The following is a 16,336-nucleotide window of genomic DNA, read 5'->3' on the forward strand; positions in this document are numbered from 1 at the left end:
GCGCGGAACTCGCCGAAATACTTGGTGATCGCTGCGGTCAGCGTGGTCTTGCCGTGGTCAACGTGGCCGATCGTGCCGATGTTGACGTGCGGTTTCGTACGCTCAAACTTTTCCTTTGCCATTGCAAAGCTCCTTTTTCTCTGTCGGACGGCGGGGTCGACCCCGCCCTACGGTTGGTGGGTAGGGCGGGGTTCACCCCGCCACCCGGGTTACGCGTATTTCGCCTGGATCTCGTCCGAGATGTTCTGCGGAACCGGATCGTAGTGGTCGAACTGCATGGTGAACTGGGCGCGGCCCGACGACATCGAACGCAGGGTGTTGATGTAGCCGAACATGTTGGCCAGCGGCACGAAGGCGTTGATCGCGATCGCGTTGCCGCGGTTCTCCTGGCCCGACACCTGGCCCCGACGCGAGGTCAGGTCGCCGATGATCCCGCCGGTATATTCCTCCGGGGTGATCACTTCGACCTTCATGATCGGTTCCAGCAGCTTCGCGCCAGCCTTCTTGAGACCTTCGCGCATGCACATGCGCGAGGCGATCTCGAAGGCCAGAACGCTCGAGTCGACGTCGTGGTACTTGCCGTCGATCAGGGCCACCTTGAAGTCGATCACCGGGAAGCCGGCCAGCGGGCCCGAATCCATGACCGAGTTGATGCCTTTCTCGACGCCCGGGATGTATTCCTTGGGAACCGTACCGCCGACGATGCGGCTTTCGAAGGAATAGCCTTCGCCCGGCTGGGTCGGCTGGATCTCCAGCTTGACCTCGGCGAACTGACCCGAACCACCCGACTGTTTCTTGTGGGTGTAGGTGTGTTCGATCGGCATCGAGATGGTCTCGCGATAGGCCACCTGCGGCGCACCGATGTTCGCCTCGACCTTGAACTCGCGTCTCAGGCGGTCAACCAGGATGTCCAGGTGAAGTTCGCCCATGCCCTTCATGATGGTTTGACCCGATTCCAGGTCGGTTTCCACGCGGAAGGACGGGTCTTCGGCGGCCAGACGGGCCAGACCCTGGGACATCTTTTCCTGGTCGCCCTTGGTCTTGGGCTCGACCGCGATCTCGATCACCGGCTCCGGGAAGGTCATGGTTTCCAGAACCACCGGATCCTTGGCGTCGCAGAGGGTGTCGCCGGTGGTGGTATCCTTCAGACCCGCCAGCGCGATGATGTCGCCCGCGAACGCTTCCTCGATTTCCTCGCGGTTGTTCGAGTGCATCATCATCATGCGGCCGATGCGCTCTTTCTTGCCCTTGGTCGAGTTCAGGATCTGGTCGCCCTTCTTCATGACGCCCGAGTAGATCCGGGTGAAGGTCAGCGAACCGACGAACGGGTCGTTCATGATCTTGAACGCCAGGCCGGCGAACGGCATGTTGTCGTCCGCGCGGCGGGCGATGTTGCGAACCTCTTCCTCGTCGCCGGGCTTGAAGCCCATGTAGTCGACCACGTCCAGCGGGCTGGGCAGATAGTCGATCACGGCGTTGAGCAGCGGCTGGACGCCCTTGTTCTTGAAGGCCGAACCGCCCAGAACCGGCACGAAGTGCAGCGCCAGGGTGCCCTTGCGCAGCAGTTTGCGCAGGGTCGGAACGTCGGGTTCCTCGCCTTCGAGGTAGGCCATCATCGCGTCGTCGTCTTCTTCGACGGCCGCTTCGATCATCTTGCCGCGCCATTCCTCGGCCAGATCCTTCAGGCTGTCGCGGATGTCGACCTGTTCCCAGCTTGCGCCGAGGTCTTCGCCCTTCCACAGCCATTCCTTCATGGTGACGAGGTCGATCAGGCCTTCGAGTTCGTTCTCGGCGCCGATCGGGATGCCGACCGGAACCGCGCGGGCGCCGGTGCGGTCTTCGATCATGCGGACGCAGTTGAAGAAGTCGGCGCCGATCTTGTCCATCTTGTTTACGAACACCATGCGCGGAACCTTGTAGCGGTCAGCCTGACGCCACACGGTTTCGGTCTGGGGTTCGACACCGGCGTTCGCATCGAGAACGCAGACGGCGCCGTCGAGCACGGCCAGCGAACGCTCGACCTCGATGGTGAAGTCGACGTGGCCGGGAGTGTCGATGATGTTCAGGCGGTGCTTCGGAGTGTCGGCGGTCTTGCCGTCCTCGGTGCGCTCCCAGAAAGTGGTGGTCGCAGCCGAAGTGATGGTGATGCCGCGTTCCTGTTCCTGCTCCATCCAGTCCATGGTGGCCGCACCATCGTGCACCTCACCGATGTTGTGGGATTTGCCGGTGTAGTACAGGATACGCTCCGAGCAGGTGGTCTTGCCTGCGTCGATGTGCGCCATGATACCGAAGTTGCGGTACAGTTCGAGCGGATATTCGCGTGCCATAGGTCTGAGCCCCTTGGGTTACCAGCGATAATGGCTGAAGGCTTTGTTCGCCTCGGCCATCTTGTGGGTGTCTTCGCGCTTCTTGACGGCGGTTCCGCGGGACTGAACGGCGTCCAGCAGCTCGCCGGCGAGGCGTTCTTCCATGGTGTTTTCGTTGCGGTTGCGCGCGGCGGCGATCAGCCAGCGGATGGCCAGGGCCTCGCGGCGCTCAGGGCGCACTTCGACCGGAACCTGGTAGGTGGCACCACCCACACGGCGCGAGCGGACCTCGACCGACGGCTTGATGTTGTCGAGGGCTTCGTGGAACACTTCGACAGGGGCGCGCTTGATCTTGGTCTCGACGCGGTCGAAGGCGTTGTAGACGATGCGCTCTGCGACCGACTTCTTGCCGTCGATCATCAGGTTGTTCATGAACTTGGTCAGAACCTTGTCGCCAAATTTGGCGTCGGGCAGGACTTCGCGTTTTTCTGCGGCGTGACGACGGGACATCTCGGCCTCTCCTTCTTACTTGGGACGCTTCGCGCCGTATTTCGAACGGCGTTGCTTACGGTCTTTGACGCCCTGGGTATCCAGAACACCGCGCAGGATGTGGTAACGCACACCGGGAAGGTCTTTCACCCGGCCGCCACGGATCAGGACCACCGAGTGCTCCTGCAGGTTGTGGCTTTCGCCCGGGATGTAGCTGATGACTTCGTAGCCGTTGGTCAGGCGCACCTTGGCGACCTTCCGCATGGCCGAGTTCGGCTTCTTCGGCGTGGTGGTGTAAACACGAGTGCAGACGCCGCGTTTCTGCGGGCACTGCTCCAGGTGCATGGACTTCGAGCGTTTTACTTTCGGCTGCCGCGGCTTGCGGATCAGCTGTTGGATCGTTGGCATTCCGGTTCTTTCCCCGTTTCGCAACACTTGTGTCATGCACGCGCGTTGCGTGCGGTTTCAATTCACTGCACCCACGCGTCCGCAAGCGCAAAACCCGCGATCGTTCCCATTCCGAGGTGAACGTCGCGGTTGGTTATCAGAGGACCGGGACTGCAAAATTGTCCGGGTCTTGACCACTTCCAATTTGAAGTCGGCGTTGGGGCGACCCCCGGTGCCGAGATAGCGGGCGTAATAGGGGGAGTCGCGCCAAGTGTCAACAGCCCTGCCCGCCCCGGCCCGGACAAGGCCGGATCGGGCGGCAATATTCCCGATTTTCCCCGCGCGCAAGCCCGTTTGCGAGTGTTGCGGCCGAGGCGCACCGCGGGCATAGTCGCGGCCTGAAGACCGCCTTCCGGAGAAAGCCATGCAAGTGATCGGCCTGTGCCGCTTTTCCTATCCGGCCATCGGCGGCTTCCAGGTGGAGCACGAAACCACCGAAGAGCGGGAGCGATTTCTCTATACCCGCGACCGGATGGAGGAGCGGTTCCGTTTGTTCGAAACGGTCACGCTGCCGGGCTTGCGGGCGCAGACCGAGCCGGATTTCGACTTTCTGGTCGTGATCGGGAACAGCCTGCCCGCCGCGGATCGCGACCGGTTGCAGGACCTGACGGCGGGAATGCCCCAGGTTCGCATCATCGCGCAACCGCCGAAGCCGCACCGCGAGGCGATGAAGGCGATCCTGAACGCGGCACGGCGCAATCCGAGCGAACCCTGCCTGCAATTCCGTCAAGATGACGACGACGCCGTTTCGGTGGACTTCGTCGAGCGCCTCCGCACCGCGGCCCGGGACTGCGCCGGCTTGCTGCGCCGGAACAGGACCGTCGCCATCGACTATCCCCGGGGATTCATCGCCGAAATGGGCGCGGACGGGATCTCGGCCAGCGAACAGGTCCGCAACCTGATCACTGCGGCGCTTGGCATGTATGTGAGGGGAGGCTGCCCTGCGAGCATCATGAATTTCGCCCACCACAAGCTTGGGCGTTTCATGCCGGTCGTCAGCTTTTCCGACGCCCCGATGTGGGTGCGCACGCACAACCGGTTCAACGATTCGCGCGGTGCGAATGCAAGTCCGGTTGCCGTTTCGCCCTTGACCGCCGAGCAGGAGGACGAGTTCCGCGCCCGTTTCGCGATAGACGCGGATCAGGTGCGTCAGGCGTTCGCCTCTTCCTGACGCGCCCTTTCGCGGAACAGGGTGAACAGCCCCGCCGCCGCCACCAGCCCCGCGCCCAGCAGGGTCAGCGGGTCGGGCCAGTCGCCGAACACGGCCAGACCCAGCAGCAGGGCCCAGATCAGGCTGGAATACCGGAACGGGGCCACGAAACCCACCTCGCCCACGCGCATGACCATGACGCTGAACACGTAGCCCATCAGGACGAAGACGGCGGCGGCGGCGACCGTGAGGCCGGTGGCCTGTGTCATCGGCACCCAATCGGTGGCGGTCGAGGCCAGCGCCGCCGTCAGCGTCACCGAGATCGACGTCGCCAGGGTCACGACCATCGAAGGCACTTCGGCGGACATGCGGCGCGTCAGCAGATCCCGCGCCGTCACGCAGACCACCGCGATCAGGGCGTAGATGGCGTGGATGCTGAACCCGTCCGGCCCCGGCCGGACGATCAGCAGCATGCCGGCAAATCCGATGCCGATCGCGGTCAGCCGCCGCCAGCCGACTGGCTCCTTGAAGAACAGAGCCGCCCCGAGCGTCACCGTCAGCGGCAGCGCCTGCAGGACCGCCGTGACATTGGCCAGCGGCATGTGCATCAGGGCGGTCAGGAAAAAGAACGTGGCCGCCACTTCGCTGACGCAGCGGAACAGGACCGTGATCTTGTCCCGCCGCGGAAAGTTCAGATGCAGGGCGCCCAGATGGCGCGCGAGAAAGAAGACCAGCACCGTCGCCAGAATTCCGCGCAGCGTCACGATCTGGAAGAGCGGCAACTGGCCCCCCGCCGACTTGACCAGCGTGTCGTTCACGGTGAATGCCGCCATGCTGCCCATCATCAGCAGGGCGCCGGTCATGTTGGGGGCCATGCAATTCTCACTTTGGACTCATCGGCCTGACTTGGGGCCGGCCGGCGCAGATTGGTCGCAACTTCGCGGCAAGGCAATCCGGGAATTTGCCGGAGCGGCCCAGGGAAAGGACCGGCGCGCGGGCGGGCCCGGAAAACAAAAGGCCCCGCGAAATCGCGGGGCCTTTCCTGTACGTTCGTTGCCGGTCACTCGCGGCTTTCGGGGGTCTCGACCAGGGTCTCGAACTCGTCCCCGATGATGTCGTCCTCCATGATCGGAGCAGCCAGGGCCGCGGCCGCTTCGGCCTCTTCCCGGCGGGCTTCGATCACCACGTTGTCGCGCTGCTGCGCGATGTGGCGGACGCGCTGGGTGGCGCCGCCGGTACCGGCCGGGATCAGGCGGCCGACGATGACGTTCTCCTTGAGGCCGACCAGCTTGTCCACCTTGCCCTGAACCGAAGCCTCGGTCAGCACGCGGGTGGTTTCCTGGAACGACGCCGCCGAGATGAACGACCGGGTCTGCAGCGAAGCCTTGGTGATGCCGAGCAGGATCGGCTCGCCCTGCGCCGGACGACCGCCGCGGGCGATGGTCTTGGCGTTGGCCTGGTCGAACTCCTGCTTGTCCACATGTTCGCCCTTCAGCAGGGTGGTGTCACCGCTGTCGAGGATCTCCCACTTCTGCAGCATCTGGCGCACGATGACCTCGATGTGCTTGTCGTTGATCTTCACGCCCTGCAGACGGTAGACGTCCTGCACCTCGTCGATCATGTAATCGGCCAGGGCCTCGACGCCCATGATCGACAGGATGTCGTGCGGGGCCGGGTTGCCGTCCATGATGTAGTCGCCCTTCTGCACGAAGTCGCCTTCCTGCACCGGGATGTGCTTGCCCTTGGGCACCATGTACTCGATCGGCTCGAGCGACTCGTCCGAAGGCTCGATGGTGATGCGGCGCTTGTTCTTGTAGTCGCGGCCGAAGCGCACGTAACCATCTGCCTCGGCGATGATCGCGTGATCCTTCGGACGGCGCGCTTCGAACAGTTCCGCAACTCGCGGCAGACCGCCGGTGATGTCCTTGGTCTTGGCGCCTTCGCGCGGGATCCGCGCGACGACGTCACCGGCCTGGATCTCCTGCCCGTCCTCGACCGACAGGATCGCGTCCACCGACATCGGATAGTGAACCGGGTTGCCCGCGTCGTTGCGGACCGGCTCGCCATCCTCGCCCACCAGGATGATCTCGGGCTTGAGGTCGCTGCCTTTCGGCGCGGCACGCCAGTCGATCACGATCTTCTGGGTCATGCCGGTGGCCTCGTCGGTCTCGTCGCGCACGGCGATACCCGAAACCAGGTCGACATATTTCGCGGTACCGGCCTTTTCGGCGATGATCGGCAGGGTGTAGGGATCCCACTCGAACAGCTTGGAGCCGCGCTTGACCTTGGTGCCTTCCTTGACGAACAGCTTGGAGCCGTAGCCCAGCTTGAAGCTGGCGCGCTCTTCGCCCTGGTCGTCCTTGATCACCAGCTTCATGTTCCGGCCCATGACCAGGCTTTCGCCGGCGGCATTGGCCAGGATCTGCGGGTTCTCGAAGGCGACGGTGCCGTCCTGGTTGGCTTCCTGGAACGACTGCTGGCCACCCTGGGCCACGCCGCCGATGTGGAAGGTCCGCATCGTCAGCTGCGTGCCGGGTTCACCGATCGACTGGGCGGCGATGATGCCGACCGCCTCGCCGGTGTTGACCATTGTACCGCGCGCCAGGTCGCGGCCGTAGCACATGGCGCAGACGCCTTCCTCGGATTCGCAGGTCAGCGGCGAGCGGATGCGCGCCGACTGCACGCCGGCCTCGTCGATGGTGTCGGACATGCGCTCGTCGATCAGCTGGCCGGCGGCCACGATGATCTCTTCGCTGCCGGGACGCAGGATGTCCTCGGCCGCGACGCGGCCCAGCACACGCTCGGCCAGCGACGCCACGACCTCGCCGTCGTTGACGGCCGCTTCGGCGGTGATGGCGCGGTCGGTGCCGCAGTCATGCTCGCGCACGATGCAGTCCTGCGCCACGTCCACCAGGCGGCGGGTCAGGTAGCCCGAGTTCGCCGTCTTCAGGGCGGTGTCCGACAGACCCTTGCGGGCGCCGTGGGTCGAGTTGAAGTACTCGAGCACGGTCAGACCTTCCTTGAAGTTCGAGATGATCGGCGTCTCGATGATGTCGCCGTTCGGCTTGGCCATCAGGCCGCGCATGCCGCCCAGCTGCTTCATCTGCGTGACCGAGCCCCGCGCGCCCGAATGGGCCATCATGTAGACCGAGTTCGGTTCCCTGTCGGCGCCGTTCTCGTCCTTCTGCACCGCCGAGATGGTCTTCATCATCGCTTCGGTGACGCGGTCGTTGCACTTGGACCAGGCGTCGACGACCTTGTTGTACTTTTCGCCCTGGGTGATCAGGCCGTCCATGTACTGCTGTTCAAAGTCCTTCACCTGGTCGCGGGTGTCGTCCACGATGCCCCACTTGTCCTCGGGGATCACCATGTCGTCCTTGCCGAAGGAGATGCCGGCCTTGAACGCCTCGCGGAAGCCCATGACCATGATCTGGTCGCAGAAGATGACCGATTCCTTCTGGCCGCAGTAGCGGTAGACGGTGTCGATGACCTGCTGCACCTCTTTCTTGCGCAGCAGACGGTTGACCAGTTCGAACGGGGCCTTGTTGTTCTTGGGCAGCAGAGCGCCCAGGCGCACGCGGCCCGGGGTGGTCTCGTACCGCTTCTGGACCTCGTTGCCCTCGTCGTCGATCTGGGTGATCCGGGCGATGATCTTCGAGTGCAGATGCACCTCGCCGGCGTCGAGGGCGTGCTGCACCTCTTCGATCGAGCCGAAGATCTTGCCTTCGCCGGCCATGCCGTCGCGTTCCAGGGTCAGGTAGTAGAGACCCAGGATCATGTCCTGCGACGGAACGATGATCGGCGCGCCGTTGGCGGGCGACAGCACGTTGTTGGTCGACATCATCAGGACGCGCGCTTCCAGCTGGGCCTCGAGGCTCAGCGGAACGTGCACGGCCATCTGGTCGCCGTCGAAGTCGGCGTTGAAGGCCGAGCAGACCAGCGGGTGCAGCTGGATCGCCTTGCCTTCGATCAGCACCGGCTCGAACGCCTGGATGCCCAGGCGGTGCAGCGTCGGCGCGCGGTTCAGCATCACGGGATGCTCGCGGATCACCTCGTCGAGGATGTCCCAGACCTCGGGACGTTCCTTCTCGACCAGTTTCTTCGCCTGTTTCACGGTCGAAGACAGGCCCTTGGCCTCGAGTCGCGAGTAGATGAACGGCTTGAACAGCTCCAGCGCCATCTTCTTGGGCAGGCCGCACTGGTGCAGCTTGAGTTCCGGGCCGGTCACGATGACCGAACGGCCCGAGAAGTCGACGCGCTTGCCAAGCAGGTTCTGACGGAAGCGGCCCTGCTTGCCCTTCAGCATGTCGCTGAGCGATTTCAGCGGGCGCTTGTTGGCGCCGGTGATGACGCGGCCGCGGCGGCCGTTGTCAAAGAGGGCGTCCACCGATTCCTGCAGCATCCGCTTTTCGTTGCGGACGATGATGTCCGGCGCGCGCAGTTCGATCAGCCGCTTGAGGCGGTTGTTCCGGTTGATCACCCGGCGGTAGAGGTCGTTCAGGTCCGAGGTCGCGAAGCGGCCGCCGTCCAGCGGCACCAGCGGGCGCAGTTCCGGCGGAATGACCGGGATCACGGTCATCACCATCCACTCGGGCCGGTTGCCCGACTCGAGGAAGCTTTCGACGACCTTCAGGCGCTTGATGATCTTCTTGGGCTTCAGTTCACCGGTGGCCTCGGCCAGTTCGGCACGCAGCTGCTCGGCTTCGGCCTCGAGGTCGATCTGGGCCAGCATCTCGCGGATCGCCTCGGCGCCGATATTGGCGGTGAAGGCGTCCATGCCGAACTGGTCCTGCGCGTCCATGAACTCTTCTTCGGTCAGCATCTGGCCGTAGGTCAGGTCGGTCAGGCCGGGCTCGATGACGACATAGTTCTCGAAGTACAGCACACGCTCGAGATCACGCAGGGTCATGTCCAGCATCAGGCCGATGCGCGAGGGCAGCGACTTGAGGAACCAGATATGCGCGACCGGCGCGGCCAGTTCGATATGGCCCATGCGCTCGCGGCGGACCTTCTGCAGGGTAACCTCGACGCCGCACTTTTCACAGACGACGCCGCGGTATTTCATGCGCTTGTACTTGCCGCACAGGCATTCGTAATCCTTGATCGGGCCGAAGATGCGCGCGCAGAACAGGCCGTCACGCTCGGGCTTGAACGTGCGGTAGTTGATGGTTTCGGGCTTCTTGATCTCGCCATAGGACCAAGACAGGATCCGCTCCGGCGACGCCAGCGAGACCTTGATCTCGTCGAAGACCTTCGGCGGGGTCAGCGGATTGAACGGGTTGTTGGTGATTTCCTGGTTCATTTGTTACCTCAAATCTTGCGGAAGGGGGGACGGGGGCAAGGGCGCGCGGCCCTTACTCCTCAACCTCCGCATCCAGGAGTTCCATGTTCAGGCCGAGGCCGCGGACTTCTTTCACCAGAACGTTGAACGATTCCGGTACGCCCGCTTCAAAGTTGTCCTCGCCCTTGACGATCGATTCATAGACCTTGGTCCGGCCTGCGACGTCGTCCGACTTGACGGTCAGCATTTCCTGCAGGGTGTAGGCGGCGCCATAGGCTTCGAGGGCCCAGACCTCCATCTCACCGAAGCGCTGGCCGCCGAACTGCGCCTTGCCGCCCAGCGGCTGCTGGGTGACGAGGCTGTACGGGCCGGTCGAACGCGCGTGGATCTTGTCGTCCACCAGGTGGTGCAGTTTCAGCAGGTACTTGATACCGACGGTCACGGGGCGCGCGAACTGCTCGCCGGTACGGCCGTCGAACAGGATGCTCTGACCGCTGGTGTCGAATCCGGCGCGCACCAGCGCGTCGTTGACATCGGCCTCTTTCGCGCCGTCGAAGACCGGCGTCGCGATCGGCACGCCACGGGTGACGTTGCCGGCCGCCTCGATCAGCTCGTCCTCGCCCAGGTTCGAGATGCCCTCGGCATAGACGTCCTCGCCATAGGCGTGCTTCATCGCATCGCGCACCGGCGTCAGGTCGCCCGAACGGCGGTATTCCTGCAGCGCCTCGTCCACCTGGATGCCGAGACCGCGCGCGGCCCAGCCCATGTGGGTTTCGAGGATCTGCCCGACGTTCATCCGCGACGGCACGCCCAGCGGGTTGAGACAGAAATCGACCGGGGTACCGTCGGCGAGGAACGGCATGTCCTCCATCGGCACCACTTTCGAGATCACGCCCTTGTTGCCGTGACGGCCGGCCATCTTGTCGCCCGGCTGCAGCTTGCGCTTCACGGCGATGAAGACCTTGACCATCTTCATCACGCCCGGCGGCAGGTCGTCGCCGCGGCGGACCTTCTCGACCTTGTCCTCGAACCGGGCATCCAGGGCGCGCTTCTGCACCTCGTACTGCTCGTTCAGGGCCTCGACGACCTGGGCGTCCTTCTCGTCTTCCAGCGCCAGCTGCCACCACTGGCCGCGGGTCAGGGTTTCCAGCAGGTCCTCGGTGATTTCCGAGCCCGCCTTGACGCCTTTCGGCCCCTTGACGGCGGTCTTGCCGAGGATCATCGACTTGAGGCGCGCGTAGATGTTGCGGTCGAGGATCGCCAGCTCGTCGTCCCGGTCGCGGGCCAGACGCTCGACTTCCTCGCGTTCGATCTGCAGCGCACGCTCGTCTTTTTCGACGCCGTGGCGGTTGAACACGCGGACCTCGACCACGGTGCCGTAATCGCCCGGCTTGACGCGCAGCGAGGTGTCGCGCACGTCCGAAGCTTTCTCGCCGAAGATGGCGCGCAGCAGCTTTTCTTCCGGGGTCATCGGGCTTTCGCCCTTGGGAGTGATCTTGCCGACCAGGATGTCGCCTGGCTCCACATCGGCGCCGATGTAGACGATGCCGGCCTCGTCGAGGTTGCGCAGCGCCTCTTCACCGACGTTCGGGATGTCGCGGGTGATCTCTTCCGGACCCAGCTTGGTGTCGCGGGCGGCGACCTCGAATTCCTCGATATGGACCGAGGTGAAGACGTCGTCGCGCGCGATGCGCTCGGAGATCAGGATCGAGTCCTCGTAGTTGTAGCCGTTCCACGGCATGAACGCGACGACCACGTTCTTGCCGAGCGCCAGTTCACCCATGTCGGTCGAGGGACCGTCGGCGATGACCTCGCCCTTCATCACGGTGTCGCCCACCTTGACCAGCGGACGCTGGTTGATGCAGGTGTTCTGGTTCGACCGCTGGAACTTGCGCAGGCGGTAGATGTCGACGCCCGCATCGCCCAGTTCCAGATCCTCGGTGGCCCGGATCACGATACGCTGCGCATCGACCTGGTCGATGACGCCGGCGCGTTTGGCCTGAATGGCCGCGCCCGAGTCGATGGCGACCTTTTCCTCGATTCCGGTGCCGACCAGCGGCGCTTCGGCCCGCAGCAGAGGAACCGCCTGACGCTGCATGTTCGAGCCCATCAGGGCCCGGTTGGCGTCGTCGTTTTCAAGGAACGGGATCAGCGAGGCCGCGACCGAAACCAGCTGTTTCGGCGACACGTCGATCAGGTCCACGTTCTCGCGCGGCGCCAGCGTGTAGTCGCCAGCCTGACGGGTCGAGACCAGATCGTTGACGAACCTGCCCTCGCCGTCCAGCGTCGCGTTGGCCTGCGCCACGGTGTGGCGCATTTCCTCGGTCGCGGACATGTAATGCACCTCATCGGTCACCGTCGCGTCCTTGACGACGCGATAGGGCGTTTCGATGAAGCCGTACTTGTTCACGCGGGCGAAGGTGGCCAGCGAGTTGATCAGGCCGATGTTCGGGCCTTCGGGCGTCTCGATCGGGCACATCCGGCCATAGTGGGTCGGGTGCACGTCGCGGACCTCGAAGCCCGCGCGCTCGCGGGTCAGGCCGCCAGGGCCAAGCGCCGACAGGCGGCGTTTGTGGGTGACCTCGGACAGCGGGTTGGTCTGGTCCATGAACTGCGACAGCTGCGACGAGCCGAAGAATTCGCGCACGGCGGCGGCGGCCGGTTTCGCGTTGATCAGGTCCTGCGGCATGACGGTGTCGATCTCGACCGACGACATGCGCTCCTTGATCGCGCGCTCCATGCGCAGCAGGCCGACGCGGTACTGGTTTTCCATCAGTTCGCCGACCGAGCGGACGCGGCGGTTGCCGAGGTGGTCGATGTCGTCCACGTCGCCTTTGCCGTCGCGCAGTTCCACCAGCGCCTTGATGCAGGCCACGATGTCCTCGCGGCGCAGGGTGCGCATGGTGTCGGGTGCGTCCAGCGCCAGGCGCATGTTCATCTTCACCCGGCCGACGGCGGAAAGGTCATAGCGTTCGCTGTCGAAGAACAGGGTGTCGAACAGGGCCGATGCGGCTTCGACGGTGGGCGGCTCGCCCGGGCGCATGACGCGGTAGATGTCCATGAGCGCGGTTTCGCGGTTCATGTTCTTGTCCTGCGCCATGGTGTTGCGGATGTAGGGGCCGACATTGATGTTGTCGATGTCCAGGACCGGGATGTCGGTGATGCCCGCATCGATCAGGTCCTTGACGGTGCCGCCGACCAGATCGCCGTCCTTGTCGTATTCCAGCGTCAGCTCGTCGCCGGCCTCGACATGGATCGCGCCGGTTTCCTCGTCGATGAGGTCCTTGGCGACGAACTTGCCGTTGATGTGGTCGAACGGGACCAGCAGGTGCGTGACCTTGCCCTCTTCGATCAGCTGCTTGACGGCGCGCGGAGTGACCTTCTTGCCGGCTTCGGCGATCACCTCGCCCGAGGCCGCGTCGATCAGGTCATTGGTCGGACGGGTGCCGCGCACGCGCTCGGGGAAGAACGGGGTGACCCAACCCTTCTTCTTCTCGAGCTTGTAGGACACGGTGTTGTAATAGGCGTCCATGATGCTTTCCTGATCCATGCCGAGGGCATAGAGCAGGGTCGTCACCGGCAGCTTGCGGCGACGGTCGATACGGGCAAAGACGATGTCCTTGGCGTCGAATTCGAAATCCAGCCACGACCCGCGATAGGGAATGATGCGGCAGGCGAACAGCAGCTTGCCCGAGGAATGCGTCTTGCCCTTGTCGTGGTCGAAGAACACGCCGGGGCTGCGGTGCATCTGGCTGACGATCACGCGCTCGGTGCCGTTGACGATGAAGGTGCCGTTCGGCGTCATCAGGGGCATGTCGCCCATGAAGACATCCTGTTCCTTGATGTCCTTGACCGAGCGGGCGCCGGTGTCCTCGTCCACGTCGAAGACGATCAGCCGCAGCGTGACCTTGAGCGGGGCGCTGTAGGTCATGTCGCGCTGCATGCACTCTTCGACATCGTATTTCGGCTTTTCCAGATCGTATTTCACGAATTCCAGAACCGAGGTTTCGTTGAAATCCTTGATCGGGAAAACCGACTGGAACACGCCCATGATGCCTTCGCCGTCGGTCGGCTTGTCGGCATCGCCGGAGCGCAGGAAAAGATCATAAGAAGATTTTTGTACCTCGATGAGGTTCGGCATTTCCAGCACTTCGCGGATTTTGCCGTAATATTTCCGAAGACGTTTCTGGCCAAGGAACGATTGAGCCATGTCAGATGTCACCTTTCGATGTTCTCAGCGGACAACGACGCCGTCGGGCCCCGGCGCCTTGCCCATACGAGACGACACGTCCGGATCAATTCATGGCCACCGTCCCGAGTGGCGGCCTCCCGATCCGTGAACCGCGTCTTAGAAAACGCCCCTTCCAGAGGCCCTTTCTAAGACAGGTTCGGCTGGGCCCGGAAATTCCGGACCCAGCCAAATTGGCGATGCATCAGCGATGCACCCGAAACCTGACTTAGGCCAGCTCGACTTCGGCGCCAGCTGCTTCCAGCTTGCCCTTGATCTCTTCGGCTTCGTCCTTCGACACGGCTTCCTTGATCTTGCCGCCGGCTTCGACCAGTTCCTTGGCTTCTTTCAGGCCCAGGCCGGTGATGCCGCGGACTTCCTTGATCACGTTGATCTTGGAGGCGCCGGCGTTCTTCAGAACGACGTCGAATTCGGTCTTCTCTTCCTCGGCTGCGCCACCGGCGTCGCCGCCAGCCGCTGCGACCATGACGGCGCCGCCCGCTGCGGGCTCGATGCCGTACTCGTCCTTGAGGATGGTTTTCAGTTCTTGTGCTTCCAGCAGGGTCAGACCAACGATCTCTTCTGCCAGTTTCTTCAGATCAGCCATTGTATCAGCTCTTTCCGTTTACAGTGTGTGTTCCAACGCCGGGGCACATGCCCCACGCAGATCATTCAGTGCCAACCGCTTACGCAGCTTCCGCCTTCTCTTCGATGGTGGAAAGGATGCTTGCGATGTTGCTTGCAGGTGCGCCAATCGCGCCGGCGATGTTCGAAGCAGGTGCGCCGATGCAGCCCACGATCGAGGCGATGAGTTCCTCGCGGGACGGCATTTTCGAAACAGCTTCGATGCCAGCACGGTCCAGAGCGTTCTCGCCCATTGCACCGCCAAGGATTTCGAACTTCTTGTTCTCCTTGGCGAAGTCCTCGGCCACCTTGGCAGCTGCCACGGGATCCTCGGAATAGGTCAGAACGGTCATACCCGTCAGCAGGTCGGCCATGCTTGCACACGGCTTACCCTCAAGGGCGATTTTGGCGAGCCTGTTCTTGGCAACACGCACAGACCCGCCCGCCGCGCGAGCACGTGCGCGCAGGTCCTGCATCTCGGCAACTGTCAGACCGGCGTAGTGAGCAACCACCACGACGCCAGAGCTTTCGAAGATCTGGCCGAGTTCCTCGACCACTTTCTCTTTCTGGGCTCTATCCACAGTTCTCTCCAAGTTTGGGATGATGGTTCATCCCGGCTCATATTTGCCGGGCTCTCGCCCGGCGTTCAGGTCCGTGTTACGGGGTTGAGCCAAATATTCGCCCGAGGGTTGGGACCCTCGAATTCTTTGGTCTTTCCCGTCTCAGGCAGGGTATTAAGACCTTTCGCAAGGTCACCCACCGTCTTGGACGAAACGAAATAAAGCGCACGACGAATCGCACGCTTTACTTCGCAGGTCTTCTTAGGCCAGTGAGCCGGGGTTTCCAAGGGGTAAATTGCGGCAATCGCCAATGGCGCGCAACTTCGGCCCTTTCGCACCTGCCGGCAACAATCCCGCTGGAATTCGGGCCACCCGAAAGGGTATCTGATGCGTCAACTTCCATCCAGGGAAAGCGCAAAACACATGTGCAGATTCGTCGCCTATAGCGGGCCGGACATTCCGCTCGAGAACATCGTCATCCTGCCGCAGCATTCGCTGCTCAACCAGAGCCAGCACGCCGCCGAGGCCAAGCTGGCGGTGAACGGCGACGGGTTCGGCATGGCCTGGTATTCGGATCAGGAGCGGCCCGGGCTTTACCGCGACGTCCTGCCGGCCTGGTCGGACAGGAACCTCGTCGATCTGTGCCGCATGATCAATTCGCGCCTGTTTCTGGCGCATGTGCGCGCATCCACCTTCGGCGAGACCTCGCGCAGCAACTGCCACCCCTTCGCCTGCGGCAGGTGGTCATTCATGCATAACGGGCAGATCGGCGATTTCGCCCGGGTGCGCAGGCGGCTGGAGGCGTCGCTGAACGACGAACACTATGCCAGCCGGCGGGGCAGCACCGATTCCGAGCTGCTGTTCCTGCTGCTGCTGACCAACGGGCTTGATCATTCGCCTTACGAGGCGGTGGTCCGCACGATCCGCCAGATCGAGGAGATTCAGGGCGAGATCTCGCAGCCCAACCGGCTGACCGCCTCGTTCTGCGACGGCCAGGTGCTCTATGCGTTCCGGTATTCCAGCGACCGCCACAGCCCGTCGCTGTATTTCGGCCAGGGTCTGGATCATGGCGGCAAGGTCATCGCCTCGGAGCCACTGGACCGCGGGACCGGCACCTGGGAGCCGATCGCGGACCGCAGCTTTTTCACCCTGGCGGGCGGTGCCGCCACAACGCAGGCGCTGCCGTTCTGAACCCCGCAAAGCAAAACGGGCAGCCCGATGAGCTGCCCGATCCGTTCTTGCGCGGCGTTT

Annotated in this window: 11 protein-coding genes; 2 read left to right on the top strand and 9 right to left on the bottom strand. The window is 63.5% G+C overall.

Features of this window, described 5'->3' with window-relative positions; genetic code table 11:
* The 4 genes from FGK63_RS11530 to rpsL form a co-directional block, all read right to left on the bottom strand.
* The coding region (locus FGK63_RS11530; protein WP_246044033.1) for a GTP-binding protein at positions 1-122 on the bottom strand (122 nt) is incomplete at its 3' end.
* An 87-nt stretch (positions 123-209) separates the two neighbouring features.
* Positions 210-2,327 carry an elongation factor G gene (fusA, locus tag FGK63_RS11535; protein WP_138842350.1) on the bottom strand — a complete coding sequence of 706 codons (2,118 nt, stop codon included), beginning with the start codon at positions 2,325-2,327 and terminating at the stop codon, positions 210-212.
* Positions 2,328-2,345: 18 nt separating this feature from the next.
* Positions 2,346-2,816 carry a 30S ribosomal protein S7 gene (rpsG, locus tag FGK63_RS11540; protein ID WP_138842352.1) on the bottom strand — a complete coding sequence of 157 codons (471 nt, stop codon included), beginning with the start codon at positions 2,814-2,816 and terminating at the stop codon, positions 2,346-2,348.
* Between the two features lie 15 nt (positions 2,817-2,831).
* Positions 2,832-3,203 (bottom strand): 30S ribosomal protein S12, encoded by a 372-nt coding sequence (gene rpsL / locus FGK63_RS11545; protein ID WP_005980675.1) that lies wholly within the window; start codon positions 3,201-3,203, stop codon positions 2,832-2,834.
* Between the two features lie 403 nt (positions 3,204-3,606).
* Between rpsL and FGK63_RS11550 the strand changes: the two genes are divergently transcribed.
* Positions 3,607-4,413, top strand: a complete 807-nt coding sequence (locus FGK63_RS11550) for a putative rhamnosyl transferase (protein ID WP_138842354.1) — start codon at positions 3,607-3,609, stop codon at positions 4,411-4,413.
* Here FGK63_RS11550 and FGK63_RS11555 read toward each other — a convergent pair.
* The 5 genes from FGK63_RS11555 to rplJ all read right to left on the bottom strand — a co-directional run bounded on the left by FGK63_RS11555 (position 4,392) and on the right by rplJ (position 15,106).
* On the bottom strand, positions 4,392-5,267 hold the full coding sequence (locus FGK63_RS11555; RefSeq protein WP_138842356.1) for a DMT family transporter: 876 nt from the start codon (positions 5,265-5,267) through the stop codon (positions 4,392-4,394). The genes FGK63_RS11550 and FGK63_RS11555 overlap by 22 nt on opposite strands.
* A gap of 185 nt (positions 5,268-5,452) precedes the next feature.
* Entirely contained in the window at positions 5,453-9,694 is a 4,242-nt protein-coding gene (gene rpoC, locus FGK63_RS11560) for a DNA-directed RNA polymerase subunit beta' (protein ID WP_138842358.1), read from the bottom strand.
* A gap of 52 nt (positions 9,695-9,746) precedes the next feature.
* Complete coding sequence (gene rpoB / locus FGK63_RS11565; RefSeq protein ID WP_138842360.1) at positions 9,747-13,883, bottom strand: DNA-directed RNA polymerase subunit beta; 4,137 nt, start codon at positions 13,881-13,883, stop codon at positions 9,747-9,749.
* 247 nt (positions 13,884-14,130) lie between these two features.
* A complete protein-coding gene (gene rplL, locus FGK63_RS11570) occupies positions 14,131-14,508 on the bottom strand; it encodes a 50S ribosomal protein L7/L12 (protein ID WP_138842362.1) in 378 nt (125 codons plus the stop codon).
* Positions 14,509-14,587: 79 nt separating this feature from the next.
* On the bottom strand, positions 14,588-15,106 hold the full coding sequence (rplJ, locus tag FGK63_RS11575; protein WP_138842364.1) for a 50S ribosomal protein L10: 519 nt from the start codon (positions 15,104-15,106) through the stop codon (positions 14,588-14,590).
* Positions 15,107-15,508: 402 nt separating this feature from the next.
* On the opposite strand from rplJ, the gene FGK63_RS11580 reads away from it, so the two are divergent.
* Positions 15,509-16,276 carry a class II glutamine amidotransferase gene (locus FGK63_RS11580; protein ID WP_138842366.1) on the top strand — a complete coding sequence of 256 codons (768 nt, stop codon included), beginning with the start codon at positions 15,509-15,511 and terminating at the stop codon, positions 16,274-16,276.
* Positions 16,277-16,336 lie beyond the last annotated feature (60 nt).

The organism is Ruegeria sediminis, from assembly GCF_005938215.1.
GTDB lineage: Bacteria > Pseudomonadota > Alphaproteobacteria > Rhodobacterales > Rhodobacteraceae > Ruegeria > Ruegeria sediminis.

Coding starts and splice junctions, on each gene's coding strand:
- FGK63_RS11580 (WP_138842366.1), top strand. CDS start 15,509: ATGTGCAGATTCGTCGCCTATAGCGGGCCGGACATTCCGCTCGAGAAC.
- rpoB (WP_138842360.1), bottom strand. CDS start 13,883: ATGGCTCAATCGTTCCTTGGCCAGAAACGTCTTCGGAAATATTACGGC.
- FGK63_RS11555 (WP_138842356.1), bottom strand. CDS start 5,267: ATGGCCCCCAACATGACCGGCGCCCTGCTGATGATGGGCAGCATGGCG.
- rpoC (WP_138842358.1), bottom strand. CDS start 9,694: ATGAACCAGGAAATCACCAACAACCCGTTCAATCCGCTGACCCCGCCG.
- rplL (WP_138842362.1), bottom strand. CDS start 14,508: ATGGCTGATCTGAAGAAACTGGCAGAAGAGATCGTTGGTCTGACCCTG.
- FGK63_RS11550 (WP_138842354.1), top strand. CDS start 3,607: ATGCAAGTGATCGGCCTGTGCCGCTTTTCCTATCCGGCCATCGGCGGC.
- rpsG (WP_138842352.1), bottom strand. CDS start 2,816: ATGTCCCGTCGTCACGCCGCAGAAAAACGCGAAGTCCTGCCCGACGCC.
- fusA (WP_138842350.1), bottom strand. CDS start 2,327: ATGGCACGCGAATATCCGCTCGAACTGTACCGCAACTTCGGTATCATG.
- rpsL (WP_005980675.1), bottom strand. CDS start 3,203: ATGCCAACGATCCAACAGCTGATCCGCAAGCCGCGGCAGCCGAAAGTA.